We start from the raw sequence: 24,791 nt of genomic DNA, 5'->3' as shown, positions 1-24,791 counted from the left end.
CTGGGCCTTTCGCCTGGACCTCGGCGTCCTACCATGCCGGGTATGACAAGTGGCGTGATACCCGAGGGCGTTGGCCGGACCGCGATCGGCGTGGCCCGGGTCCGCGCGCTGGAGAGCGCCAGGACCGACCGCCTCTTCGAGGACCCCTACGCCGCCGCCTTCGTGGCCGCCGCCCTGGACGGGCCCCCGCCGGCGCCCCGCACCGACGTCTCCCCGGCGATGATCCTGCTCGCCCACCACCTGGTGATCCGCACCCGCTTCTTCGACGACTACCTGACGGCCGCCGGCCGGGCCGGCTGCACCCAGGTGGTGGTGCCGGCGGCGGGTCTGGACACCCGGGCGTTCCGGCTCGACTGGCCGGCCGGCACCAAGGTCTTCGAACTCGACATGCCCGCCGTGCTCGGCTTCAAGGAGCGGGTGCTGGCCGAGCAGGGCGCCCAGGCGCCGGTGGCGCGCACCACGATCGCCGTCGACCTGCGCGAGGACTGGGCCGGGCCGCTGGTCGAGGCCGGGTTCGACCCGGCGGCGCGCACCGTCTGGCTGGTCGAGGGACTGCTGGTCTACCTCGGAGCGGAGGAGGCCGCGGCGCTGCTCGACACCATCGACTCGCTCAGCGCCCCGGGCAGCCGGCTCGCCCTCACCCACGGCAGCAAGGACCGGCGCCGGGCCGGTGCCTCGCAGGTCGTGGCGGGTGCCGAGCACGCAGCCGAACTGGCTCCGCTGGTCGCGATGTGGCGCGGCGGTCTGGACGAGGACCCGGTGGGCTGGCTGGCCCGGCGCGGCTGGCGTGCCGAGCGGCACGACCGGGCCGAGCTGGCCGTCGGCTACGGCCGTCCCGCCGACTACGTGACCTCGCAGCGCAGCCTGGTGACCGCCGAACGCTGAGTGGGCGCGGGACGGTTGTGGCGGTGGCCGCCACAGCGGCGCCCGCCACCGGTGTGCGCCGCCCACATGGGAGCGCCGGAGCAGCACCCCTACGGTGGCGGGCACGGGCCACTCGGGGCCCCGGGGACAGGGGAGTTGACCGCGTATGCGCAGACGCTTCGGGTGGTCGGTGACGGTGCTGCTGGCCCTGGCGGGCCTGCTCGTCCAGGCGTTGCCGGCTTCGGCGGCCACCTCCTACCTCACGCTGGAGGCGACCTACGGCAATGTCGCCAACGGCTGGGACCACGTCGAGCGCTACCTCGACAGCACCCCCGGCTTCCACCAGGAGCAGTTCCCGCCGGACGGCCGCGGCGACCAGGACGGGCAGCGGGTCACCTTCTTCGGCGGCGTCAAGGAGCCCTTCTCCGGCCGCTTCCTGCTCTACTCCGCGCCCGGCTGGAACACCGGGGCGCACCAGGTGCCGGTGCTGCTGGTGCACGGCGCCAACGACAACGCCGACCGGGCCTGGGCCGACCCGGGTGAGTCCGGCGGCTACGGCTGCGGTGCGCTCTCCTGCCCCGACACCGGGCTGATGCAGGACCTCGCGGGCCGCGGCTACCGGGTCTTCGCCATCGGCTTCGCCCAGAAGCAGGGCGACAACCTGATGCAGGCCCAGGAGGTCGGCGACGCGATCGCCTTGATCCGCGCCAAGCTGGGGGTGCCCCAGGTCGACCTGGTCGGCTGGAGCAAGGGCGAGATGTCCGCCCGGGCCTACGTCTCCTCGCTCAAGCCGAGCTGGGGGCGCCCGTACGCGGGCGACGTGCGCAAGCTGATCACCCTGGGCGGGCCCAACGGCGGCTACGACTACCCCTACGCGCACGGCTGGGCGCACGACTTCAGCATCTGGCCCGAGTGCGGCGGCAGCATCAACGCCCCCTCCCCGCACCTGGACATGACCTGCTACGGCACGGTCACCGCGCATCCCGAGTTCTCCTTCGTGCCGACCGGCGGCTACGACGACTACCCGGGGCAGCGGCAGATGCTGGCCCGCTGGGACCAGACCTTCGGCGTCGACCAGACCCAGCAGGACTGGTACACGACCTACTACGGCGGCCAGGGCTTCTACACCTCCGGCACCGGGATCCAGGCGGCCATCGACGCGGGCTCGCTGGTCGTCCCGCTCCAGCAGGCCGGCGTGCCCGCCTCGGTCAGCACCTACCTGCTGGCCGGCGGCAGCCCCGACGTGGTGGGCATCTTCAACGAGGACCGCGGACCCAGCGACGGCGTGGTCTTCGAGGCCAGCGCGCTGGACAGCACCGGCATCGGCAAGCTGGCCGGCACCGCGCTGATCACCGGCGCCAACCACCTGGAACTCGGCTGGGACAGCGCGGCCAGTGCCCAGGTCGTCAGCTGGCTGGGCTGAACCGCACCTCCCCGCCCCCACCGCCACACCTGATGGAGGAAGCCCGAGCGATGCCCACGATCACCACCACCCGGTTGAGCGTCCACTACGCCGAGCGCGAGGGGCGGGCGGGCGAGCCCGTGCTGCTCGTCCACGGGAACGTCTCCAGCAGCGCGTTCTGGGCGCCCACCATCCGCGACCTGCCGCCGCGCTACCGGCCGATCGCCCCCGACCTGCGCGGCTTCGGCGGGACCGAGCCGCTGCCGGTGGACGCCGGCCGCGGCGTGCGCGACTACAGCGACGACCTGCTGTCGCTGATCGAGGCCCTCGGGCTGGGCCGGGTGCACCTGGTCGGCTGGAGCCTCGGCGGCGGCGTCGCGCTCCAACTGCTCCGCGATGCGCCAGGGTTGCTGCGCTCGGTCACCTTGGTCAACCCGGTCTCGCCGTACGGCTTCGGCGGCACCCAGGGGGTCGAGGGGCGGCTCAACGCGCCGGACGGCGCAGGGGCGGGCGGTGCGGCGGCGAGCCCGGAGTTCGTCCGGCTGCTCGCCGCCGGCGACACCGGCGACGCCTCCCCGTTCTCCCCGCGCAGGGTCCTCGCCGACTGCTACGCGGCGCAGCCGCTGGCCGACCCCGAGCCCTACCTGGCCGCGATGCTCAGCACCCGCTGCGGGGACGGCCACTACCCGGGCGACAGCCGGGCCAGCCGGTTCTGGCCCGGCTTCGCACCGGGGGAGCGCGGGGTGCTCAACTGCCTGGCGCCGACCCGTTTCCGCCTGGACGACCTGGAGCGGGTCGACCCCAAGCCGCCGATCCTGTGGCTGCGCGGCGAGCAGGACGTGATCGTCTCCGACACCTCGCTCTTCGACCTGGCCCACCTCGGTGCGATCGGCGCCGTGCCCGGCTGGCCGGGGGAGGGCGTCGCGCCCGCGCAGCCGATGGTCGGGCAGACCCGTGCGGTGCTCGCGCGCTACGCGGCGGCCGGCGGCCGGGTGCGCGAGGTCGCGGTGCCGGAGGCCGGGCACAGCGTGCAGCTGGAGCGGCCACGGGAGTTCATGGCCGCGCTGTCGGGGTTCCTCGCCGAACAGACCGGTGACTGATGTGCCGCGGGGGCGGTGGCCGTCGGGTCAGCTGCCGCGCAGCGGGCGCTCCTCCTCCACCAGGCGCTTGAACTGGGCGAGGTCGCCGCGGACGGTCTCCTCGATCGCGTGCGACTGGGCGAAGCCGTGCGGCCCGCCGTAGACCTCGTGGACGGCCTCCGGGTCGTACTCGACCCGCACCTGCACCCGGGTCGAGCCGTTGTCCAGCGAGCGCAGCGCGAAGGTGCCGCGCAGGTGGGCGGCGTCCAGGGTCTGCCAGTTCATCACCTGGTTCTCACCGTGGTCGCTGATCGCGGTCTCGAAGACCCGCTCGGCGCCGGCCACCTCGATGTCGCAGTGGGCGCGGTTGCTGCCGTGCGGGTGCGCGTGCCGCAGCCCGCTGACGAACGCCGGGTACTGGTTGACGCGGTGCAGTTGCTCCCAGGCCACCTGGACCGGGACCTCGACGTCGATCTGTTCTTCCAGTGTGCTCATCCGCTTACTCCGCGTCCTCGTAGGGGTCGCCCTCGGCGCGGGACTCGTCCTGGGCGTGCTGGACCTGTTCGGAGGTGACGCCCTCCAGCCGTTCCTGCGCCTCGATCTGGGCAGCGCGCTGCTCCGCGTCCTCGCCGGACTGCGGACTGGCCATGGACATCGGTGCCTCCCTGCTCGAGCGGGGCCGGGCCGGCGTGGCCCGCCGACATGTCCAGCGTGCGCCCAGGGCCGGGAGCGGGCAACCGGCTCAGGCCAGGCCGAGGCCCGGGTCGTCCTCCGGCGCGGCGGCGGGGCCCAGGTCGGCCAGGGTGTTCCAGAACATCAGCTCGTAGGCCTGCAACAGCCGCCCGTAGCGGCGGCCCTCGGCCAGCCGCTGCTCGTCCAGGCCGCCGGCCTCGATCACCGCGACCGCCTCGTCCTCCAGCTCCGGGGCCGGGGTGGCGAAGAAGTCGAAGAAGGCGCAGGCAGCGTCGGAGAACCCGTAGTGCCGGCGCAGCGCCCGCGCCGTGATCGCGCAGTAGCCGCCCCAGGCGGCGAAGTTGGCGGCCAGCGCGAGCACGATGGCGGTGGGCTCGCCGTTCAGTGCCAGCCAGGCCAACTGGCCCGGGTAGGCCTGGCAGCCGGCCAGCGGTTCGCGCTCGCCCAGCGCCTGCTCCGACAGGCCGCAGCCGGCCGCGAACGCGCCCAGCGCGTCCAGCGCCTGCGACTCGCCCTCGGCCAGGCGCGCGAAGTAGCCGCCTGCGGGGGTGTCGGCGCAGCGCGCGGCCAGCACCAGGAAGCTGCGCCGGTCGCTGCGGATGATCCGGTGCTGCTGGGCGGCCAGTTCGGCGAGCACCGCGACCGGGGCCACGCCCTCGTCGATCCGGGGGATCAGGCGGTTCTCCCGTTCCGCCGGGGTGAGCTCCCGGCGGACGGTCAGCAGGGCCTCGCGGGGCGTGGGGGTCATCGGCGGCCGTCTCCCTCGGGCACGGAACAGCTGGACTGTTCGGCGGGCCGGGCCGGGTCGAGCCCCGCGTCGGACCGCCCCGGCCAGCGTAGCCGGGTCGGCCCCGCGGGTGGTCCGGCGCGCTGAGGGCCCGTCAGAAGACCGACCAGCCGGTGGCGGTGGTGAAGGCGTCCAGTGCGGCGACCGCGCCGACCGAGTTGCCGGCCCGGTCCAGCGCCGGGCCCCAGGCGCAGAGCGTGCCGCGCCCCGGGACTATCGCCAGGATCCCGCCGCCCACCCCGCTCTTGCCGGGCAGCCCGACCCGGAACGCGAAATCACCGGCCGCGTCGTAGGTGCCGCAGGTGAGCAGGACGGCGTTGATCCGCTTGGCGTCGCTGCGCGAGAACAGCCGGCTGCCGTCCCTGCGCAGACCGTGCCGGGCCAGGACGAGGCCGGCCAGCGCCAGGTCCCGGCAGCTGGCGGCGATCGCGCAGTGTGCGTAGTAGTGCGAGAGCACCGCCTCGACCGGGTTCTCCAGGTTGCCGTAGCTGGCGATGAAGTGGGCCAGGGCGGCGTTGCGGTGGCCGTGTGCGGCCTCCGAGGCGGCCACCACGGGATCGGTGTCCAGTTGCGGGTTGCCGGACTCGGCGCGCAGGAACTCGCGCACGGCGGCGCCGGCGTCCCCGGTCAGGGTGAGCAGGTGGTCGGTGACCACCACCGCGCCGGCGTTGATGAACGGGTTGCGCGGGATGCCCTGCTCGGACTCCAGCTGGATCAGCGAGTTGAACGGCGTGCCGGAGGGCTCGCGGCCCACCCGGTGCCAGATCCCCTCGCTGCCGGCGGCCAGGGTGAGGGCGAGGGTGAAGAGCTTGGAGATGGACTGCACCGAGAACGGCACCTCCCAGTCCCCGGCGCCGTACACCTCGCCGTCGACGGTGGCCAGCGCCAGGCCGAAACTCCCCGAGTCCGCGGCGGCGAGCGCGGGGATGTAGTCGGCCACCCGGCCGGTGGTCAGCAGCGGGCGGGCGGCGTCGACCGCGCGCTGTAGTTCGAGCTGGTAGTCCATGGATTCACCCTGCATATGATCACTTTTTCATGGCGCGGCGCCCTGGACCAATGCCTCGGACAATGCCCCGCCGACATCCGGTGGACGGGCGGAGCGCCCGGCGGACGAGCAGACTGGGGGATGTGCCCGAGCTGCCCGAAGTCGAAGCGCTCAGCGTCTTCCTGACCGACAACCTGGTCGGCCAGGTGATCGGCCGGGTCCACCCGGTGGCCGTGAACGCGCTCAAGACCTACCAGCCGCCGGTCACCGCGTTGGAGGGCCGCACGGTGACGGCCGTCGGCCGGCGCGGCAAGTTCCTGGTGATCACCGCCAGTGCGCCACCGGCGGCGGACCTGCATCTGGTGATCCACCTGGCCAGGGCCGGCTGGCTGCGCTGGCAGCAGAACATGTCGGACGTGCCGCCGCACCCCGGCAAGGGGCCGCTGGCGCTGCGGGTGCGGCTGGCGGACTCCAGCAGCGGCTTCGACCTGACCGAGGCCGGTACCAAGAAGGGGCTGGCCGTCTCCTGCGTGGCGGACCCGGCCGAGGTGCCGGGCGTCGCGCGGCTGGGCCCCGACCCGCTGGACCCGGCCTTCACCGTGACGGCGCTGCGCGCGATGCTGGCCGGCGAGCGGCGGCAGCTCAAGGGGATGCTGCGGGACCAGAGCGTGCTGGCCGGGATCGGCAACGCCTACTCGGACGAGATCCTGCACGTCGCCCGGATGTCGCCGTTCAAGCAGGCCGCCCGGCTGACCGAGGCCGAGACCGAGACGCTCCACCGGGCGATCGGCGACACCCTGCGGGATGCCGTGGCGCGCTCGCACGGGCTGGCGGCGGGCGAGCTGAAGGCGGAGAAGAAGACCGGCCTTCGGGTGCACGGCCGGGCCGGCCAGCCCTGCCCGGTCTGCGGCGACACGATCCGCGAGGTCTCCTTCGCCGACTCGGCGCTGCAGTACTGCCCGACCTGCCAGACCGGCGGCAAGCCGCTGGCCGACCGGCGGCTGTCGCGGCTGCTCAAGTAGGCCGACCGGCTGCGGCGGGAATCGGTTGGTGCACGTCAAGAGGTGCATGGTCGGGGCCCCGGCGGGGTAGGGCAGCCTCGTTTCCCGCATTCCACCCTCAGCTGGAGCTGCCCATGCCCGCCGACGCCCACCTCAGCCATGCCCGTGGCGAGACCGAACCGCCCCTGCTGGCCGAGACCATCGGCGCCAACCTGGCCCGCACGGTGGCCGCCTTCGGCGAGCGCGAGGCGCTGGTCGACGTCCCGGCCGGGCGCCGCTGGACCTACCGTGAGCTGGCCGACGACGTGGCCGTGGTCGCGCTCGGCCTGCTCGCCCAGGGGGTGCGGCCCGGCGACCGGATCGGCATCTGGTCGCCCAACCGCGCGGAGTGGATGCTGCTGCAGTACGCGACGGCGCGGATCGGCGCGATCATGGTGAGCATCAACCCGGGCTACCGCACCCACGAACTGGAGTACGTGCTGCGCCAGTCCGGGACCCGGATGGTGGCGGCCACGCCGCGCTACAAGACCTCCGACTACGCGGCGATGCTGACCGAGGCCCGGCCGAACTGCCCGCAGCTGCGCGAGGTGGTGCTGTTCGGCGAGGACTCCTGGGAGCAGCTGCTCGCCGCGGGGCGGCAGGGCGACCCGGCGGCGCTCGCGGCCGTGGAGGCCGGGCTGCGGCCGGACGATCCGATCAACATCCAGTACACCTCGGGCACCACCGGGTTCCCCAAGGGCGCCACCCTCTCGCACCGCAACATCCTCAACAACGGCTACTTCGTGGCCGAGTTGTGCGAGTACACCGAGCGCGACCGGATCTGCGTGCCGGTCCCCTTCTACCACTGCTTCGGCATGGTGATGGGCAACCTGGCGGCCACCACGCACGGCGCCTGCGTGGTCATCCCGGCGCCCACCTTCGACCCCGCCGCCACGCTGGCCGCCGTCGCCGCCGAGCGGTGCACCTCGCTCTACGGCGTGCCGACCATGTTCATCGCCGAGCTCAACGACCCCGGTTTCGCCGACCACGACCTCGGCTCGCTGCGCACCGGCATCATGGCCGGCTCGCCCTGCCCGGCCGAGGTGATGAAGCAGGTCATCGAGAAGATGCACATGGGCGCGGTCTCGATCTGCTACGGCATGACCGAGACCTCACCGGTCTCCACCCAGACCCGGTCGCAGGACGGCTTCGAGCAGCGGATCGCCACGGTCGGCCGGGTCGGCCCGCACCTGGAGGTGAAGGTGGTCGACCCCGGTACCGGCGCCACCGTGCCGCGCGGCGAGGCGGGGGAACTGTGCACCCGCGGCTACTCGGTGATGCTCGGCTACTGGGACGAGCCCGAGCGCACCGCCGAGGCCGTCGACCCGCAGGGGTGGATGCACACCGGCGACCTCGCGGTGATGGACCAGGACGGCTACCTCGCCGTCACCGGGCGGATCAAGGACATGGTGATCCGCGGCGGCGAGAACATCTACCCGCGCGAGATCGAGGAGTTCCTGCTCACCCACCCCGACGTGCTGGACGCCCAGGTGGTCGGGGTGCCCGACGAGAAGTACGGCGAGGAGCTGATGGCCTGGATCCGGCTGCGGGCCGGCGCGCCGGAGCTGACCGCCGAGGCGCTGCGGGCGTACGCCACGGGCCGGCTCGCGCACTACAAGATCCCGCGGTACGTGCACCTGGTGGACGCGTTCCCGATGACCGTGACCGGCAAGGTGCGCAAGATCGAGATGCGGGAGGAGGCGGTCCGGCTGCTCGCGGGGCACGAGTGAGCCCGGTCAGTCCGTGGGCTTGGCAACCTTCTCGGCCAGCGCGCCGGGCATCGGCTCGTACCGCAGCGGTGTGCGGGTGAACGAGCCGGTGCCGTGCGTGAGCGAGCGCAGGTCCACGGCGTAGCGGGTGAGTTCGAGCTCGGGCACCTCGGCGCGCAGCAGGCTCCGGCCGGCTCCGGCCGCCTCGGTGCCGAGCACCCGCGCGCGGCGCACCGACAGGTCGCTGAAGACCCCGCCCAGGTACTCGTCCGGGACGAGTACGCCCACCTCCGCCACCGGCTCCAGCAGGCGCACGGTGGTCTGGGCGGCGGCGTCGCGCAGCGCCAGCGCGGCTGCCGACTGGAACGCGGAGTCCGAGGAGTCGACCGAGTGGGCCTTGCCGTCCACCAGGGTGACCCGCACGTCCACCAGCGGGTAGCCGTCGCCCACGCCGTGCGCCAGCTGGGCCCGCACGCCCTTCTCCACCGAGGGGATGAAGTGCCGGGGCACCGCGCCGCCGACCACCTGGTCGACGAACTCGAAGCCCGTGCCGCCGGGCAGCGGCTCCACCAGCAACTCGCAGATCGCGTACTGGCCGTGGCCGCCGGACTGCTTGACCAGCCGGCCGTGCCCGGTGGCCGCCGCGCCGAAGGTCTCGCGCAGCGCGACCTGGTAGGGCACCTGCTCGACCTGGACGCCGAACTGCTCGCCCAACTGGTGCAGCAGCACGCCGATGTGGGCCTCGCCGGTGCACCAGAGCACCAGTTGGCCGGTGGCGGGGTTCTGCTCGACCCGGACGGTCGGGTCCTGGGCGGCCAGCCGGGCCAGGCCCTGGGAGAGCTTGTCCTCGTCGCTGCGGCTGTGCGCCTTGACGGCGATCGGCAGCAGCGGCTCCGGCAGCTCCCACGGAGTGAGCACCACCGGGGCGGCCGGGTCCGAGAGGGTGTCACCGACCCGGGCCGCGGTGAGCTTGCTGACGCAGACCAGATCGCCGGCCACCGCGTGCGGGACCGGGCGCTGCTGCTTGCCGAACGGGCTGGTCAGACCGGCGATCCGCTCCTCGGCGGTACCGTCGCCGGCCACCTCCTCGGTGGCTGCGGGCCCCGCGGAGCGGCCGGCCAGGTGGACCAGCAGGTCCGGGTGGACGGTGCCGGAGAAGACCCGGACCAGGCTGAGCCGCCCGACGTACGGGTCGCCGGTGTTCTGGATCACCTGGGCCACCAGTGGGCCGGCCGGGTCGGCCTTCGCCGCTCCGGCGTCCAGCGGCTCGGGCAGCGGGCGGTCCGTCGGGGCGGGGAAGGCGGAGACGATCAGGTCGAGCAGGTCGACCGCCCCGGTGCCGTCCTCGCCGAGCGGCAGCAGCGGATGGATGGCGTCGTGCAGCACCGCACCGCGCAGCCCGCGGGCGAGTGCCCCCGCAGCCAGCGGCTCGCCGCCGACATAGCGCTCCAGCAGCTCGTCGTCCTCGCCCGCGATGGCCTCCACCAGCTGCTCGCGGGCCGGCCCGGTCGGCGGGGCGGGCTCCGACTGGCCGTGCGTCTCGCCGGAGAGCAGCTCCACGGTGCCGCGCAGCCGCCCCTCGCTGCGCACCGGGAGGTCCACCGGCTGCACCGAGTCGGGGCGGCCGTCGCCGAGCGCCTCCCGGCAGGCCGCCAGCACCGCGTCGAAGTCGGCCCTGGCTGCATCCATATGGGTGACGGCGATGGCGCGCGGCAGCCCGAGCAGCGCGCACTCCTGCCAGAGCGCGCGCACCGGACCGGTCACCGGATCGGTCGCCGAGACGACGAAGACGGCGGCGTCGGCGGCCCGCAGCGCGGCCCGCAGCTCGCCCGCGAAGTCGGCGTGACCGGGCGGGTCGAGCAGGTTGATCTTGACCCCCTGCCACTCGACGGGGACCAGGGACAGGCGCACCGAACGCTGCTGCTGGTGCTCGATCTCCTCGTGGTCGGAGACCGTGCTGCCCTCGTCGACCCGGCCCGCCCGGGTCAGCGCCCCGGCGGCCAGCGCCAGCGACTCGGTGAGGGTCGTCTTGCCGGAGCCGCTGACGCCGACCAGGACGACATTGCGCAGGTGCTCGGGGTGATCGGCGACGGGCGCCCGCCCGGCCGCCCCCGCCCGCGATGCTGCTCGCTCGGACATGCCGGTGCTCCTCGATTGCGCAGGAGAGGTGGGGTGGGTGGAGAGATCGGTGGAGAGCTGTCCTTCGAGCTTTCCACCCAGGTCGGCCGGGGTCCACCGGGACATCGGGGTTTCCTGTTGCCCATCGGGTGGGAAACGGGAAACCGCCTTGCTGCCTCAGCGCGAGCCGGCCGCGGCCGGGGCGCCGGACGCTTCGGCCGTCGGAGCGGCACCCGCGGCGGTGCCCGCGCCCGTCCGGCGCTGCACGGCGGCCAGCACCAGGGCGGTGGCCACCGCCAGGACGGTCGCCACGACCACCGCGATCCAGGCGTGCCGGAAGGCGTCCAGCGCCTGCTGCGCGCTGCGCGGGGTGCCCAGCACGCTGACCACCACCGCGACCCCGACCACCGCGCCGATCTGGCGGCCCATCGTGGTCACCGCCGAGCCGGTGGCGAACCGGGTGGGCGGCAGCGCGGTGGCGGCCGCGCCGATCAGCGTGGGCAGGGTGAGCGCGACCCCGACGCCGGTGAGCAGCATCCCGGGCAGCAGCTCGCTCGCGTACCCGGGAGTGGTCCGCACCGTCGCGATCCACCAGGCGATCCCGGCCGTGAAGCAGAGCAGTCCGAGCGCGGCCAGCCGGCCGTGCCCGAGGCGGCGCAGCAGCGGCCCGGCGCCCAGCGTGATCGGCGGCACCAGCAGCGGCCCGGGCGCCACGGCGAGCCCGGTGCGCAACGCGGAGTAGCCCCAGACCTGCTGGCACCAGAGCACCGAGGTCAGCAGCATGCCGGAGAACGCGATGGTGAAGAGCAGCGCCGTCGCGTTGGCGGCGGCGAAGACCGGCACCCGCAGCAGGGGCAGTTCGACCACCGGCGCGGGGTGCCGGGCGGAGCGCAGCAGGAAGCCGGCCGTCAGGACGACGGCCCCGGCCAGGCTGCCGATCACCCGGGCCGATCCCCAGCCCCAGCCGTCCGACTTGACCAGGCCGATCGCGAGCAGCGCGATGGCGGCGGTCAGCAGCAGCGCGCCGACCAGGTCGGGCCACGGGCCCTGGCTCCGGGCGCGGGGCCGGGGCAGCACCCGCAGGCCGGCCACCAGCCCGGCCGCCCCGACCGGCAGGTTGACCAGGAAGACCCAGCGCCAGTCGGCCTCGACCAGCAGCCCGCCGAGCACCGGGCCCAGGCCGGCCGCGATCCCGCCGATCGACGCCCAGGCCCGGACGGCGCCGGGTCGCCGCTGCGGCTCGGTGGCGTCCAGCAGCAGCGCCAGCGAGGTGGGCATCAGCAGCGCACCGCCGAGCGCCTGCAGCAGGCGGGCGCCGACCAGCCAGCCGACGCCGGGCGCCAGCGCGCAGAGCGCGGAGGAGAGCGTGAACAGCGCCAGCCCGGCCAGGAAGGCACCACGGTGGCCCACCCGGTCGGCCAGCCGCCCGGCGGGCACCAGCAGGGCGGCGAAGACGATGGCGTAGCCGTTGAGCACCCAGGAGAGCGAGGTCAGCGTGCTGCCGTGGAAGTGCTGGTTCATCGCGGGCAGCGCGACGTTGACGATGAAGAGGTCGAGGTTGGAGACGAAGACGGCGGCGGCCACGACGAGGAAGACGGCGCGGGAGCCGCCCGGTCGCGCGTTTGGATTTCCAACTATGTGCATGACGTGGCACGGTAGTGGGAGTGGGTTTGGAAACGCAACTCTATGAGGTTGGAGAGAGGCGGATGCCGCGTCGGCTCAGTCCGTCCCGGGCACCGCCATCAGGGCGTTGGCGTCGCCGAAGGGCAGGGCCTCGGCGAGCGCGGCGAAGCTGCCGGTGCGCAGGACGGCGTCGGCCGCGCGCCGGGCCGCGCCGAGGGCGACCCGGGAGAACCCGGAGCCGATGCTGATCCGCCGCGCGCCCAGCTCGCCGAGCTGGCTGACCGTCAACTCGGCCAGTGGGCCGGCGGCCAGCACGTTGACGGGGCGCGAGACCGCGGCGCAGACGGTGCGCACGGCCTCGGCGTCCGGCAGGCCGGGGGCGAAGAGCACATCGGCGCCCGCGGCCTCGAAGGCCTGCAGGCGCCGCACCGTGTCGGCCAGGTCGGGGCGTCCGTGCAGGAAGTTCTCGGCGCGCGCGGTGACGGTGAACGGGAGGTCCAGCCGCCGGGCCGCCGCGACGGCGGCACGCACCCGCTCGACGGCCACCTCGAACGGATGGATCGGGGCCTGCTCGTCGCCCGTGGCGTCCTCGATCGACCCGCCCACCAGGCCCGCCTCGGCGGCGAGTTCGATCGTGGCGGCGATCGCCTCGGCGTCCGGGCCGAAGCCGCTCTCCAGGTCGGCGGAGACCGGCAGGTGGCCGGCGCCGACGATCGCGCGGGCGTTGGCCAGCGCCTCCGCGCGGTCGACCAGCCCCGCGCCGTCGGGCCGGCCGAGCGAGAAGGCCAGGCCCGCGCTGGTGGTGGCCAGGGCGGCGAAGCCGAGACCGGTGAGCAGGCGCGCGGTGCCCGCGTCCCAGGCGTTGGCGACGACGAACACGTCGGGGCCGGTGTGGAGTTCGCGGAAGGCGAGCGCGCGGCGGCGCTAGTCCTCGAGGGAGAGCTGCACGGAGAATCCTCTGCTGAAGGCGACGGTGGCAGTTGTGACGGTGAGGGCGGTGAGGTCGGGGGACGGACGCGCGGGCGGCGGGTCAGGGCCGCCGGGAGAGCGCGACGCCGCCCAGGCAGAGGCAGCCGCCGAGCAGGGTCAGCAGCGCCGGCACCTCGCCCAGGACCGCCCAGGACATCACTACCACCAACGCGGGCACCGCGTAGGTGGTCGCGCCCATCCGGCCCGCCGTGGTGCGGGAGAGCGCGTAGGCCCAGGTGCTGAACGCCAGGGCGGTGGGGAACAGGCCCAGGTAGACCAGGTCCAGCGTGGCCGAGGCCGGGGCGTGGGCGAGCTGACCGGCCAACTGGCCGCTGAACGGCAGGCAGACCACCATGCCGATCAGGCAGCTGAACGCGGTGGCCTGCAGCGGGGTCGCGTGCTGCAGCGCGGGCTTCTGGGCCACCACGCCGGCCGCGTAGAGCAGGGCGGCGACCAGGCAGAGCAGCACGCCGAGGTACGAGGCGCCGCTGCCACCGGACTTGGACAGGCCCACCACCACGGCTCCGGCGAACGAGACCGCCATCCCGGCCATCAACCGGCGCGGAAACCCCTCGCGCAGCAGCCAGCCGCTGAGCAGCGCGATCACCAGGGGACCGATGTTCACCACCATGGCCGCGGTGCCCGCGTCGACCTTCTGCTCACCCCAGTTGAGTGCCAGCATGTAGAGCCCGAACCAGAGCACGCCGCTGAGGGCTATGCCGGGCCAGGAGGCGCGTGGCGGCAGGCCCTCGCCGCGCACCGCCCAGATCGCGAGCAGCGCCACCGAGCCGACCGCGAGGCGGCCCAGGGCCAGCACGCCGGGGCTGTAGTGCTCGGTGGCGGAGCGGATCGCCACGAAGGAGGAGGCCCAGAGCAGGACGGAGGCGGTGGCCGCGGCCACCGCCTTGGAGTTGAGTCGGGTGGTGCCGGCGGTGGCAGGGAGGTCCATGGGGGCAAACTAATCGGTGACCGAAGCTTCCAGCACGCAATTTATCGGTGCCAGGGCCTCACCAGCGGTGCGGCGGCGGTCCGTTCAGTCGGTCGCGGTGATCGTGCCGTCCAGGTAGACCCAGGATCCCTCGTGGCGCACGAAGCGGCTGTTCTCGTGCAGCCGTCCGTCGAGCCTGCCTTCGACGTAGTGGGCGACGAACTCGACGGTGCCCTCCTGGTGGAACGGGCCGCCCTCGGTGCTGCCCAGGATGTCCAGTCGCTGCCAGCGGAGCCGCGGGTCGAAGTCGACCTCGGAAGGCCGGGTCCGCGGGTGCCAGCTGCTCAGCAGGTAGGCGCTGTCGTGGACCACGAAGGCGCTGAACCGCGATCGCATCAGCTGCTCGGCGGTGGCCGCCTCGGCCTCGCCCCGGTGCAGCCTGCGGCAGCAGTCGGCGTAGCTCGCCGGCCGGCCGCAGGGGCAGGGGAGAGACCCGTCGGACGCGGCGGGCGCGAGGGCGGGGGCGGGCCTGGCCGGGCGGGTGCGATTGCTGCGCTTGGACATGACCCCATTCTGACGGGCCCCGGCGGTGCCCGGTGACAGTCCACCGGGCACCACCTGACCGGGCACTCCCTAGGAGGGGAGCTGCAGGTGCTGCCCGGGGAAGATCAGGTCGGGGTTGCCGCCGACGGTGCCGAGGTTCTCCTGGTAGAGCTGCTGCCAGTTGTCGACGTGGTGGTCCATCGCGATGGCCCAGAGCGAGTCGCCGCTCTGCACCGTGTAGCCCTGACCGGCGTCGCTCTGCCCGGTCGGGGCCGCCTGGCCGGTGGTGGGGCCGACCGGGGCCGCGGGCACGGCCGGTGCGGGTGCCACGGGAGCGGTCGGGGTGGTGTCGCCGACTGGGATCTGCGTGCTGCCGGGGGCGAGCGGGGACGGGGTGGTCGGCGCGTTGCTCTGCTGTGTGCCGGGGGCGGTCGGTGCGGCCGGGGGCGTGGTCGCCGTCGGGTTCGGGCTCGCGCTGGGGGCGGGCGTGCTCGGCGCGGGTGCGCTCGGGGTCGGCGAGGCGGTCGGGGTGGTCGGGCCGCTGGTCGGCGCGGTGGAGGGTGCGGTGGTCGGCGCCGTCGGCGTGCTGCTGGGCGTCCCCGTCCCCGTCCCCGTCCCCGTGCCGGGGGCCGGGGTGGTGGGCGCAGCCGGCGTGGTGGCCGTCGTCGTGGGCGTGGGGCTCGGCGTGGGTGCCGCGGTGGGCGCGGTCACCGGCGCGGGCGAGCCGACCGGTGCGGGGGTACCGCTCGCGGGCGGCGTGCTGGGCGCGGTGGGCGCCGCAGGCGCGGTCGTCGGGTTGCTGCTGGGCGTTCCGGTCGGCGCGGCCAGCCCGGCCACCGCCGCGCAGCTGCCCCAGACGCTCGGTCCCTGGCTGGCGAGCAACTGCTCCGCCACGGCGATCTGCTGCGCCTGGGTGGCGTGCGAGGCCTGCGCCGCGTACTGGTCGCCGCCGTTCGCGACCCACTGGCGCTGGGTGAGGTGCAGTCCGCCGTAGTAGCCGTCGCCGTTGTCGGCGGTCCAGTTGCCGCCGGTGACGCACTGGGCGAGCGAGTCCCAGGTGGTGACCGGCGCGGCGTGCGCGCCGGTCGCGGTGAGCAGCGGCAGGGCGACGCCGACGCCGGCCACGGTCGCGGCGGCCACGGCGCGATCGGTCTGGGTCGGGCGGCGGTGCCGGCCCGGGCCTGAGAACACCCCGGATATGCCCATGGAACATCCCTCTCCGCACGCCTGCGAGGTGAGCTGTCGGGTTCGGGCCGGGAGGCTGGCCCGGCCGCCCGCCCGGACGGATCCGGCGGACGGCTTCACCCCTAGCCGCGTGGGGACGGCGCTGAACCTGGGTCCCCCGCGCCTGCCCAGAAGTCGGTGATCGAGGACCCGGAGCGCGGTGGGCAGGACTCGGCGTACCTCGTCCGGGCACCCGCGTCGGCGGGTTGCAGGGAGACTAGACGGATCATCACTCCGATAACAACCCCGCATCGCACACGTCACACAAGAATCACGGAAGCTGCGCGGTGCTCCGTATCGACACCTCTTGCGCGTACTGCGTCAGGTCCGCCCGCCCGACGGGTGACGAACCCGCCCGGCGGGCGGGTGTCCGCCGCTAGGTTGGGCGCTGGAACCGTCATCGACCGACGGACCGTCAACTCGACGCAGAGGAGAGGCCCATGGCCGACGAGGCCAAGATCCGTGAGCTGTTCGCCTCCCGGATCAACGGGGTGCTGGTGACCCTGAAGCGGGACGGACGGCCGCAACTGTCCAACATCCGCTACGCCTACGACCCGGCGAGGGAGCTGATCCGGGTCTCCGTCACCGCGGACCGGGTGAAGGCGAAGAACCTGGCCCGGGACCCGCGGGCGAGCCTGTACGCGACCAGCGAGGACTTCTGGACCTGGGCGGTGGCCGAGGGCACCGTCGAGCTGACCCCGGTGGCCGCGGCGCCCGACGACGACACGGTGGAGGAGCTGATCGACCTCTACCGCGCGCTCGACGGCGAGCACCCCGACTGGGACGACTACCGGGCCGCGATGGTCCGCGACCGCCGGCTCGTGGTCAAGCTGCACGTGGAGCACTTCTACGGCCAGACCCCCTGAGACCGGGGCGGAACAGCGGCGTGGGACAGGGCCGGGCGGGCCGGTGCGGCGGCCCGCCCGGCCCCGCGCGCGGGTTTGCCCGATCGGCGGACACCGCGCCGCGTGCCGCAGCACGATAGGAGGGCGCGCCCGGGCCCGGGTGTGGGCGGGCGCGCCGGGAGGTGGGCTGTGCACGAGCTGGAGCCGGCCGTCGAAGCGGCCGAGGGCGATCCGCACTGGTGGTGGGAGGTGGACTCCGCGCTGATGGGCAAGGCCTCCGCACTGGAGGTGTCCATGTACTGGGCCCTCGGCCTGACCCGCTGGGCGGCCGGCCACGACCCCAGAGTGGCCGGCGGCGATCTGGAGGCCGTGCGGACCCTGTTGGGCCTGGCCATCTACCGCGCGGCCCAGGGCGAGGCCGTCACCGATCCGGGCCGGATCCCCACCCTGCTGCCGCTGCTGACGCTCGCTCGCGGCGTGGCCAGGAGCACCGCCGAGGCTCGGCCGCTCGGCTACGGCGACCGGGGCCGGCTCCGGTTGGCCGACCGCGCCCGGCTGCGCACGGTGCTGGCCGATCCGGACCGGGCGGTCTTCGAGGGCCTGCGGAAGGAGACGGTGCTGGTGCTGGTCGCCAACACCGACCACGCCCGCACCGAGCTGTGCCGGCGCGCCAACGACGCGACCGTCTGGAAGGACCGCCCGCTGATCACCATCAGCACCCGCGAGGCCCACCTGCCGGAGCACGGGCTGCTGCCCTGGGACTGGTACAGCACGGGGTGAACGCCGCGCCCGGACCCGCCGCCACCTGCGACGACGTGCACCCGGTGGCGGGGGCCGGCCCGGTGGCCCCGGCGCCGTGCGGCGGGGGCGGCTCCCGTACGCTCGGGTGCTCCACGGGTGGAGCAGGACAGCGTAAGCAGTACAGGGGGAGGCCAGAACGATGAGCGCCGACGATGTGTGGCGGGCGCCGGATCCGGACGCGGAGCCGGTGCGCCGGCCGGATCCCGCGCCGTACCAGGGCCCCGCGCCCCACCCCGCTCCCGCGCCGCACCAGGGCGGCTGGCCGCCGCCCGGCCTCGCCTGGGGCTACCGGCCGCCGCCGCCCCGGCCCGGCGTCATACCGCTGACGCCGCTGGGCATCGGCGAGGTGATCAGCGGCGTCTTCCGCACCCTGCGCCAGTACGCCAAGGCCCTGCTGGTCCCGCTGTCGCTCGCGGCCCTGGTCGTGCTCGCGCTGTGCGGGGTCTACCTGGCGGTCGGCTACAGCGCGGTCAGCGGCATCATCGACGACGCCCGCAGCCAGGTGGACTACCAGCTGACCGACGGGCAGTCGATCACCGTCGGCATCACGGCGGTCGTCGGCGTGCTGCTCCTGCTCTGCTGCTTCTGGGGCTTCTCGCTGGTGGCGACCACCGTGAGCACGGCGGTGCTGCGCCACGCCGCGGTCGGCCGGCCGGTGACGGCCGGCCGGCTCTGGTCGGAGAGCCGGCCTTACCTGGGGCGGGTGATCCGCACCCAGCTGCTGCTCGGCCTGGCGGCGCTGAGCGGCCTGCTGGTCGCGGTGCTGCCCGGGGCGCTGATCGGGCTGGCCACCGGCAGCGCGGCCGTCTTCGGCGTGCTGACCGCCTGCCTGCTGCTGCCCGTCGCGGCGTTCGGCGGCTATGCCGCGGTCCGGCTGGCGCTGGTGACGCCGGTGCTGATCCTGGAGAACCAGCGGCCGGTGGCGGCGGTCCGCCGGGCCTGGCGGCTCAACGAGGGCTCCTGGTGGCGCAGCCTGGGCATCCCGTACGTGGTCCGGATGATCGGCTCCTTCGCCGCCCAGGTGGTCACCGTGCCCGCGATGATCATCGGAGTGGTGGTCATGGTGAGCACCAGCGCCCCGACCGAGCGGATCGACGAGTACGGCGAGGCCGTGACGAGCAGCGTGCCGACGGCCTTCGGCGTCTTCTTCCTGATCGGCTGCGTGCTGGTCGGCTACGGGCTGGCGATGGCGCTGGCCGCGCCGCTGCAGCCGTTGACCGACGGGCTGCTCTACCTCGACCGGCGGATCCGCCGCGAGAACCTGGCGGCGGTGCTGGCTGCCGAGGCGCAGCGTGCGGCCTCGGCGGAGCGCGATCCGAGCTGACGCCGAGTCGGTCCGGCAGGACCGAGGGGTCGATCCGGAAGGACCGGGGCCTGGGCCGGGCAGGGGAAAGGTTCCCGGCCCAGGCCGGACCGGGTGGGTGGGGCAGGGCCTGGCGGGGCCGGGTCGAGCCTGGCACGCCCCGGCGCGCAAATCAACGCTTGCTGACATGATTCTCCGTCACATCCATCTCAGCAGGTGATGATCCCTCGCCCGCTAGGCCGGACGGCTGGCGATGATGGCGCCCGTTCGGCGTGCGGCACGCGGGCCGGGGCCGTTCTGCGGGAGCGTCGGGCTGACCCCCGCCGTCGTCCGAGAGGACCAGCCATGGCAACGCCCGCTCCGGCGCCCCCGAACAACTCCCAACGGCACGTCCTGCGCCGCGAGGTCGGCATGCTCGGCCTGCTCTGGGCCTCGGTCGGAGCGATCATCGGCTCCGGCTGGCTCTTCGGCGCCGAGAAGGCCGTCACGGCCGCCGGTCCCGCCGCACTGCTCTCCTGGGGCGTCGGCGCGATCGCCATCGTGCTGCTCGCCCTGGTGCACGCCGAGCTCGGCGGCCTCTTCCCGGTGGCCGGCGGCACCGCGCGCTACCCGCACTACGCCTTCGGCGGCTTCGCCGGCATGTCCTTCGGCTGGTTCACCTGGCTGCAGGCCGCCACCATCGCCCCGATCGAGGTGCAGGCGATGATCGGCTACGCCCGGCACTGGAGCTGGGCGGACGGCTTCCAGAACAAGAACCAGACGCTGACCGGTTCGGGTTTCGCGGTCGCCGCGGTGCTGCTCGCGATCTTCGTCGCGATCAACTTCCTCGGCGTCAAGTGGCTGGCCCGCACCAACAGCGCGGCCACCTGGTGGAAGGTCGCCGTGCCGGTGGTGACGATCCTGATCTTCGCGTCGCAGGAGTTCCACGGCTCCAACTTCACCTCGCAGGGCTTCGCGCCCTTCGGCGCCCGCGGCGTGCTCTCGGCGATCAGCACCAGCGGCGTGATCTTCGCGCTGCTCGGCTTCGAACAGGCCATCCAGTGGGCCGGCGAGAGCACCCACCCGCGCCGCGACATCCCCCGCGCGGTGCTCGGATCGGTGCTGATCGGCAGCCTGGTCTACATCCTGCTCCAGGTGGTCTTCATCGGTGCGCTGCCCCCGGACACCTTCGCCAAGGGCTGGGGCAACCTGACCTACCAGGGCATCAGCGGCCCGTTCGCCGGGCTGGCCACGCTGATCGGGCTCAGCGGGCTGGCCACCGTGCTGTACATCGACGCGATCATCTCGCCGGCCGGCACCGGCCTGGTCTACATCACCTCCAGCTCCCGGATCACCTACGGCCTCAGCCGCAACGGCTACGCGCCGCAGGCGATGCAGGCCACCGACCGGCGCGCGGTGCCCTGGGCCGGCCTGCTGATCGCCTTCGTGGCCGGTGTGCTCTGCTTCCTGCCCTTCCCCAGCTGGCAGCGGCTGGTCAGCTTCATCACCTCGGCGGTGGTGCTGATGTACGCGGGAGCGCCGCTGGCCTTCGGCGTGCTGCGCAAGCGCTTCCCCGACCTGGAGCGGCCCTACCGGCTGCCGGCCGGCGAGTTCGTCTCGCCGCTCGCCTTCGTGATCGCCAGCCTGGTCATCTACTGGTCCGGCTGGGACACGCTGTGGCGGCTGGGCGCCTCGATCCTGCTCGGCTACCTGCTGCTGGGCTCCTACGCCGCCTACGCCCGGTCCAAGGGGCTGCCGGGCGCCCCCCGGATGGACTTCCGGGCCGGCCAGTGGCTGCCCGTCTACCTGGTGGGCATGGGCGTGGTCTCCTGGCAGGGCCAGTTCGGCGCGGGCGCCGAACACCACCTGCCGCTGTGGTGGGACATCCTGGTGATCTCGGTCTTCTCCCTGGCCGTCTACTACTGGGCGCTGGCGGTGTCGCTGCCGGCGGCCGACATCGAGCGCAACATCGCCGATGTCGAGGTGCTCGACGCGGGCGGCCACTGACCGCTCCGGCCCGTCACCGAGCGTGGCCCGGCAGGCGGTCTCCGGTCACTGCCCGGAGCGCCGCAGCGCCGAAACGGGAAGTCCGATGGAGGATGAGGAGAGAGCGCGACCGGGCGAGGTGGACGGCATGGACGACTCCCGCTTCCCGTTCCTCGACGGCGTGGCAGGGGTACTGGTCGACGGCGGCGGCAGGATCATGGACTGCACGGCCGCCGCCGAGACGCTGCTGGCCCTCCCCGCAGGGGTGCTGCGCGGGCGCCGGGTCCGCGAGCTGCTGGCCGCACCGGCCGAGCCGGCCGGCCCCCCGAGCACGGCCGGGCCGCAGGGCTACGCGCGGCGCGGCAGCAGTTGGGCGGGGCGGGTCAGCGTCCACACCGGCGACGGGCGGCTGATCGCGCTGGAGGTCCGGATACTGGTGCTGCGCGGTGCGCCCTTCGGTGACCGCAGCAGCGCCCGCTATGTCGTGCTCGGTGCCCGGGCCGGCGCCGCGGACCGCTGGCGCCAGGACCAGGCGTTCACCCGCGAGCTCTTCCTGCAGGACCGGCTCGGCCTGGTGGTCTTCGACCAGGACCTGCGGATCGTGCGGACCAACACCCACCTGCTGCCCTACTCCGGCATGCCGGTCACCCTCACCGGGCGCAAGCTGGCCGACTTCCTCCAGCCGCAGGACGCCGCCGCCTTCGAGCAGCACCTGCGCGAGGTGATGGAGACCGGGCGGCCGCTGGTGCTGGCCGAGGAACTGGCCCGCACCGTGATAGACCCGCGCGGCGGCCGGATGATGGCGATCTCCGCGTTCCGGCTGCAGGCCTCCGACGGTGCGGTGATCGGCCTGACCGCGCTCTTCAACGACATCACCGACGAGTACCGCACCCGGCGGCGCCTGGCGCTGCTGCACCAGGTCACCGTGGCCACCGGGCGCTCGCTGTCGGTCACCGAGAGCGCCCAGCAGCTGGCCGAGGCGCTGGTGGGCGACTTCGCGGACGTCGCGGTGGTGGAGGTGGCACCCGCCGTCTTCACCGGCGAGGAGCCGGCCCCGGACCGCGACGGCCTGCTGCTGCTGCGCCGCACGGCCGTGGCGGGGCCGCCCGAGGCGGTGCCGGCCACCGGGGACAGCGTGCAGGTCGGACCGGACGGAGCGGAGGCGGCCGGGCTCGCCGCGGACCTGGGGGAGCCCTGGCTGGTCACCGCCCCGCTGATCGCCCGCGGCCTGCTGCTCGGCCGGATCGGGGTGCGCCGCGACCACTGGAAGGAGGCCTTCGAGGAGGAGGACCGCACGCTGCTGCGCGAGATCGCCGCCCGCGCCGCGCTCGCGCTGGACAACGCCCGCCGCTACACCCGCGAGCACCGTGCCGCGATCGGCCTGCAGCGCAGCCTGCTGCCGCCGGCCGTCCGCTCGGTCGCCGCGGTCAGCACCGCCAGCGTCTACCTGCCGACCGACACCGTGGGCGGCGTGGGCGGTGACTGGTTCGACGTCATCCCGCTCTCCTCGGCCCGGGTGGCGCTGGTGGTCGGCGACGTCACCGGGCACGGCCTGCACGCCTCGGCCACCATGGGCCGGCTGCGCACCGCCGTGCGCACGCTGGCCGACCTGGACCTGGAGCCGGACGAACTGCTGGTCCACCTGGACGACCTGGTGGCCCAACTGCTCGTGGAGGCGGCGCTGGCGGCCGACGGGGAGGTGGACCTGGAGGCGGAGGGGCTGGACCCGGGCCGCTACGGCGCCGGTGTCCAGAGCCACCCCTGGGCGGAGGCCGAGGGCGAGCGGGCCGCCGGCCGGGCCGCCCGGCCGGAGCCCGGCTCGTTCGGCGGGACCTGCCTGTACGCGGTCTACGACCCGGTCGCCCGGACCTGCACGGTGGCCAGCGCCGGCCACCCGCCGCCCGCCGTCGCCCACCCGGACGGCAGCACCGAGTACCTGCCGGTGGCGCCCGGGCCGCCGCTGGGCGTGGGCGGGCTGCCGTTCGAGGCCACCAGGGTGGTGCTGGAGCCGGGCAGCGTGCTCGCGCTCTACACCGACGGGCTGATCGAGCGCGGCGAGGGCGACATCGACAGCGGGATGGACGAGCTGACCAGGCGGCTGGCCGCGGTCCGGGCCCAGGACCTGCCGCTGCCGGAGGCCGGGCAGCGGATCATCGCCGGACTGCCGCCGACCCGGCTGCACGACGACGTGACCCTGCTGCTGGCCCGCACCAAGGTGGTGCCCGCCGCCGACACCGCCGTCTGGTCGGTCGAGCCCGACCCCGCGGCGGTCGGCCGGGTGCGCGAGGACGCCACCCGGACGCTGGTCGCCTGGGGCCTGGAGGAACTGGCCTTCACCACCGAGCTGGTGCTCAGCGAGCTGGTCACCAACGCGATCCGCTACGCCGGCGGGCCCGTGGTGGTGCGGCTGATCCGGGCGGACATGCTGACCTGCGAGGTCTCCGACGGCAGCAGCACCCAGCCGCGGATGCGCCGGGCCCGGCTGACCGACGAGGGCGGGCGCGGGCTCTACCTGGTGGCGCAGCTGACCAGCCGCTGGGGGAGCCGCTACACCACCTCGGGCAAGACGATCTGGACCGAGCAGGAACTGCCGGGGCGGTAGCAGCGGTAGCGGCGGGTGCGCGGCGGCCGGGACCGTGCGGCGGGCTTTCGCACGGCCCCCGATCGGAGGAGAGTAGCGAACTGACTTATCGTCAGATCCATTCGCACACAAGACCATTGGTGCGATGGACGGGGCAGGGGTGGTGGACTGTGGCGCAGTTGCCGACGGCGGGGCGGGTGCCGGTGCAGGGCAGTGGGAACGGAGAGGAGCAGATGCTGGCGCGGCTGCTCACCGTGGCGGAGTACGAGGAGCCGGCGCGGGCCCGACTGCCCGCCCCGGTCTGGGACTTCCTGGCTGGTGCCAGCGGTACCGAGACGCTGCCACGGGCGGTGCGCCAGGCGCTGGACCGGGTCCGGCTCCGGCCCTCGGTGCTGGTCGACGTCGACCGGGTGGACCCGGCGGCCGAGCTGCTCGGTGCCGCGCTGGGCATGCCGGTGGGCATCGCGCCGATGGCCTACCACCGGCTCTGCGATCCGCAGGGCGAGGTCGCCACCGCCCGGGCCGCCGGAGCGCAGGGTGCGCTCTTCATCGCCTCGATCTTCGCCAGCCGGACCCTGGAGGAGATCGCCGCGGCCGGTGCCGGACCCTGCTGGCTCCAGCTCTACTGGCTGCGCCGCCGGGAGGCGCTGATCCAGCTGATCGCCAGGGCCGAGGCGGCCGGCTTCCGCGCGCTGGTGCTCACCGTCGACGCCCCCCAGGTCGCCCGGCGGCTGCGGGACGACCGCAACGCCTTCACGCTGCCCGATCACGTCCATGCGGTCAATCTGGACCCGGAGTTGATGACCGCCAGCCATGTCCGGCAGGACGGCCGGTCGGCCATCGTCCGGCACGCCCGCGAGCAGTTCGACGCCTCGATCACCTGGTCCGACCTCGGCTGGCTGCGCCGGCAGACCTCGCTGCCGCTGGTCCTCAAGGGCATCCTGACCAGCGAGGACGCCCGGCGGGCGGTGGACGCGGGGGCGGCCGGCATCGTGGTCTCCAACCACGGCGGACGTCAACTGGACGGCGCGATACCGGCGATCACCGCGCTGCCGGAGATCACGGCCGCCGTGCGCGGGCGCTGCGCGGTACTGGTGGACGGCGAACTGCGCACCGGTGTCGACGTGTTGAAGGTGCTCGCGCTCGGCGCGGACGCGGCGCTGCTGGGCCGCCCCGCGCTGTGGGGGCTGGCGGTGGCGGGCGAGGCCGGGGTGAGCGCGCTGCTGGCGCTGCTGCGGGAGGAGTTGACGGAGGCGATGGCGCTGGCGGGGCGTCCGCGGGTGCGGGACGTGGACCGGGGGCTGGTGCGGGTGCTGGGCTGACGGTGCCTCG

20 protein-coding genes, 1 pseudogene and 1 riboswitch are annotated in these 24,791 nt (G+C 74.3%); of the genes and pseudogenes, 11 read left to right on the top strand and 10 right to left on the bottom strand.

Going from position 1 to position 24,791, the window contains the following annotated elements:
- Window positions 1-42 precede the first annotated feature (42 nt).
- The 3 genes from OG294_RS06915 (at window position 43) to OG294_RS06905 (ending at window position 3,366) form a co-directional block, all read left to right on the top strand.
- A complete protein-coding gene (locus OG294_RS06915) occupies window positions 43-885 on the top strand; it encodes an SAM-dependent methyltransferase (RefSeq protein WP_327065531.1) in 843 nt (280 codons plus the stop codon).
- Between the two features lie 145 nt (window positions 886-1,030).
- Window positions 1,031-2,287, top strand: a complete 1,257-nt coding sequence (locus tag OG294_RS06910) for an esterase/lipase family protein (RefSeq protein ID WP_327065530.1) — start codon at window positions 1,031-1,033, stop codon at window positions 2,285-2,287.
- Window positions 2,288-2,337: 50 nt separating this feature from the next.
- Window positions 2,338-3,366 (top strand): alpha/beta fold hydrolase, encoded by a 1,029-nt coding sequence (locus OG294_RS06905; protein WP_327065529.1) that lies wholly within the window; start codon window positions 2,338-2,340, stop codon window positions 3,364-3,366.
- Between the two features lie 27 nt (window positions 3,367-3,393).
- Here the strand turns inward: OG294_RS06905 and OG294_RS06900 are convergent, their stop codons facing one another.
- The 4 genes from OG294_RS06900 to OG294_RS06885 all read right to left on the bottom strand — a co-directional run bounded on the left by OG294_RS06900 (window position 3,394) and on the right by OG294_RS06885 (window position 5,831).
- Entirely contained in the window at window positions 3,394-3,840 is a 447-nt protein-coding gene (locus OG294_RS06900) for an SRPBCC family protein (protein ID WP_327065528.1), read from the bottom strand.
- A gap of 4 nt (window positions 3,841-3,844) precedes the next feature.
- On the bottom strand, window positions 3,845-4,000 hold the full coding sequence (locus OG294_RS06895) for a hypothetical protein (RefSeq protein ID WP_327065527.1): 156 nt from the start codon (window positions 3,998-4,000) through the stop codon (window positions 3,845-3,847).
- Window positions 4,001-4,087: 87 nt separating this feature from the next.
- The gene (locus tag OG294_RS06890) at window positions 4,088-4,786 is read right to left on the bottom strand and encodes a transcriptional regulator (RefSeq protein ID WP_327065526.1); all 699 of its coding nucleotides are present in this window, start codon (window positions 4,784-4,786) and stop codon (window positions 4,088-4,090) included.
- Window positions 4,787-4,919: 133 nt separating this feature from the next.
- Entirely contained in the window at window positions 4,920-5,831 is a 912-nt protein-coding gene (locus OG294_RS06885) for a glutaminase (protein WP_327065525.1), read from the bottom strand.
- 122 nt (window positions 5,832-5,953) lie between these two features.
- Here OG294_RS06885 and OG294_RS06880 point away from each other — a divergent pair, with 122 nt between their 5' ends.
- Together OG294_RS06880 and OG294_RS06875 are read left to right on the top strand one after the other, a co-directional pair.
- Window positions 5,954-6,832, top strand: a complete 879-nt coding sequence (locus OG294_RS06880; protein WP_327065524.1) for an Fpg/Nei family DNA glycosylase — start codon at window positions 5,954-5,956, stop codon at window positions 6,830-6,832.
- A gap of 113 nt (window positions 6,833-6,945) precedes the next feature.
- Entirely contained in the window at window positions 6,946-8,580 is a 1,635-nt protein-coding gene (locus tag OG294_RS06875; protein ID WP_327065523.1) for an AMP-binding protein, read from the top strand.
- Between the two features lie 6 nt (window positions 8,581-8,586).
- Here OG294_RS06875 and OG294_RS06870 read toward each other — a convergent pair whose 3' ends face one another.
- The 6 genes and pseudogenes from OG294_RS06870 to OG294_RS06845 form a co-directional block, all read right to left on the bottom strand.
- Complete coding sequence (locus tag OG294_RS06870; protein WP_327065522.1) at window positions 8,587-10,698, bottom strand: elongation factor G-like protein EF-G2; 2,112 nt, start codon at window positions 10,696-10,698, stop codon at window positions 8,587-8,589.
- A 156-nt stretch (window positions 10,699-10,854) separates the two neighbouring features.
- Window positions 10,855-12,321: an MFS transporter gene (locus tag OG294_RS06865; RefSeq protein WP_327065521.1), complete on the bottom strand. Its 1,467-nt coding sequence runs from the start codon at window positions 12,319-12,321 to the stop codon at window positions 10,855-10,857.
- Between the two features lie 75 nt (window positions 12,322-12,396).
- Window positions 12,397-13,194, bottom strand: a pseudogene (locus tag OG294_RS06860) (isocitrate lyase/PEP mutase family protein); the annotation flags it as partial.
- A 136-nt stretch (window positions 13,195-13,330) separates the two neighbouring features.
- On the bottom strand, window positions 13,331-14,218 hold the full coding sequence (locus OG294_RS06855) for a DMT family transporter (protein ID WP_327065520.1): 888 nt from the start codon (window positions 14,216-14,218) through the stop codon (window positions 13,331-13,333).
- A gap of 84 nt (window positions 14,219-14,302) precedes the next feature.
- Window positions 14,303-14,761 carry a YchJ family protein gene (locus OG294_RS06850; RefSeq protein ID WP_327065519.1) on the bottom strand — a complete coding sequence of 153 codons (459 nt, stop codon included), beginning with the start codon at window positions 14,759-14,761 and terminating at the stop codon, window positions 14,303-14,305.
- A 69-nt stretch (window positions 14,762-14,830) separates the two neighbouring features.
- Complete coding sequence (locus tag OG294_RS06845; protein ID WP_327065518.1) at window positions 14,831-15,880, bottom strand: LysM peptidoglycan-binding domain-containing protein; 1,050 nt, start codon at window positions 15,878-15,880, stop codon at window positions 14,831-14,833.
- A gap of 68 nt (window positions 15,881-15,948) precedes the next feature.
- Window positions 15,949-16,115, bottom strand: a riboswitch (cyclic di-AMP (ydaO/yuaA leader).
- Window positions 16,116-16,404: 289 nt separating this feature from the next.
- Here OG294_RS06845 and OG294_RS06840 point away from each other — a divergent pair.
- The 6 genes from OG294_RS06840 to OG294_RS06815 all read left to right on the top strand — a co-directional run bounded on the left by OG294_RS06840 (window position 16,405) and on the right by OG294_RS06815 (window position 24,781).
- Window positions 16,405-16,830 carry a PPOX class F420-dependent oxidoreductase gene (locus tag OG294_RS06840; protein WP_327065517.1) on the top strand — a complete coding sequence of 142 codons (426 nt, stop codon included), beginning with the start codon at window positions 16,405-16,407 and terminating at the stop codon, window positions 16,828-16,830.
- 168 nt (window positions 16,831-16,998) lie between these two features.
- On the top strand, window positions 16,999-17,589 hold the full coding sequence (locus OG294_RS06835) for a hypothetical protein (RefSeq protein ID WP_327065516.1): 591 nt from the start codon (window positions 16,999-17,001) through the stop codon (window positions 17,587-17,589).
- A gap of 160 nt (window positions 17,590-17,749) precedes the next feature.
- The gene (locus OG294_RS06830) at window positions 17,750-18,934 is read left to right on the top strand and encodes a hypothetical protein (RefSeq protein WP_327065515.1); all 1,185 of its coding nucleotides are present in this window, start codon (window positions 17,750-17,752) and stop codon (window positions 18,932-18,934) included.
- Between the two features lie 324 nt (window positions 18,935-19,258).
- Window positions 19,259-20,899, top strand: coding sequence for an APC family permease (locus OG294_RS06825; RefSeq protein WP_327065514.1), 1,641 nt, complete (start codon window positions 19,259-19,261; stop codon window positions 20,897-20,899).
- Window positions 20,900-21,026: 127 nt separating this feature from the next.
- On the top strand, window positions 21,027-23,480 hold the full coding sequence (locus tag OG294_RS06820) for a SpoIIE family protein phosphatase (RefSeq protein WP_327065513.1): 2,454 nt from the start codon (window positions 21,027-21,029) through the stop codon (window positions 23,478-23,480).
- A 149-nt stretch (window positions 23,481-23,629) separates the two neighbouring features.
- The gene (locus OG294_RS06815; protein WP_327065512.1) at window positions 23,630-24,781 is read left to right on the top strand and encodes an alpha-hydroxy acid oxidase; all 1,152 of its coding nucleotides are present in this window, start codon (window positions 23,630-23,632) and stop codon (window positions 24,779-24,781) included.
- The last annotated feature ends 10 nt before the right edge of the window (window positions 24,782-24,791 follow it).

This window comes from Kitasatospora sp. NBC_01302, from assembly GCF_035976515.1.
Lineage (GTDB): Bacteria > Actinomycetota > Actinomycetes > Streptomycetales > Streptomycetaceae > Kitasatospora.
Note: the sequence above shows the minus strand (reverse complement) of the source record. Positions and strands in the feature narration are given on the sequence as shown.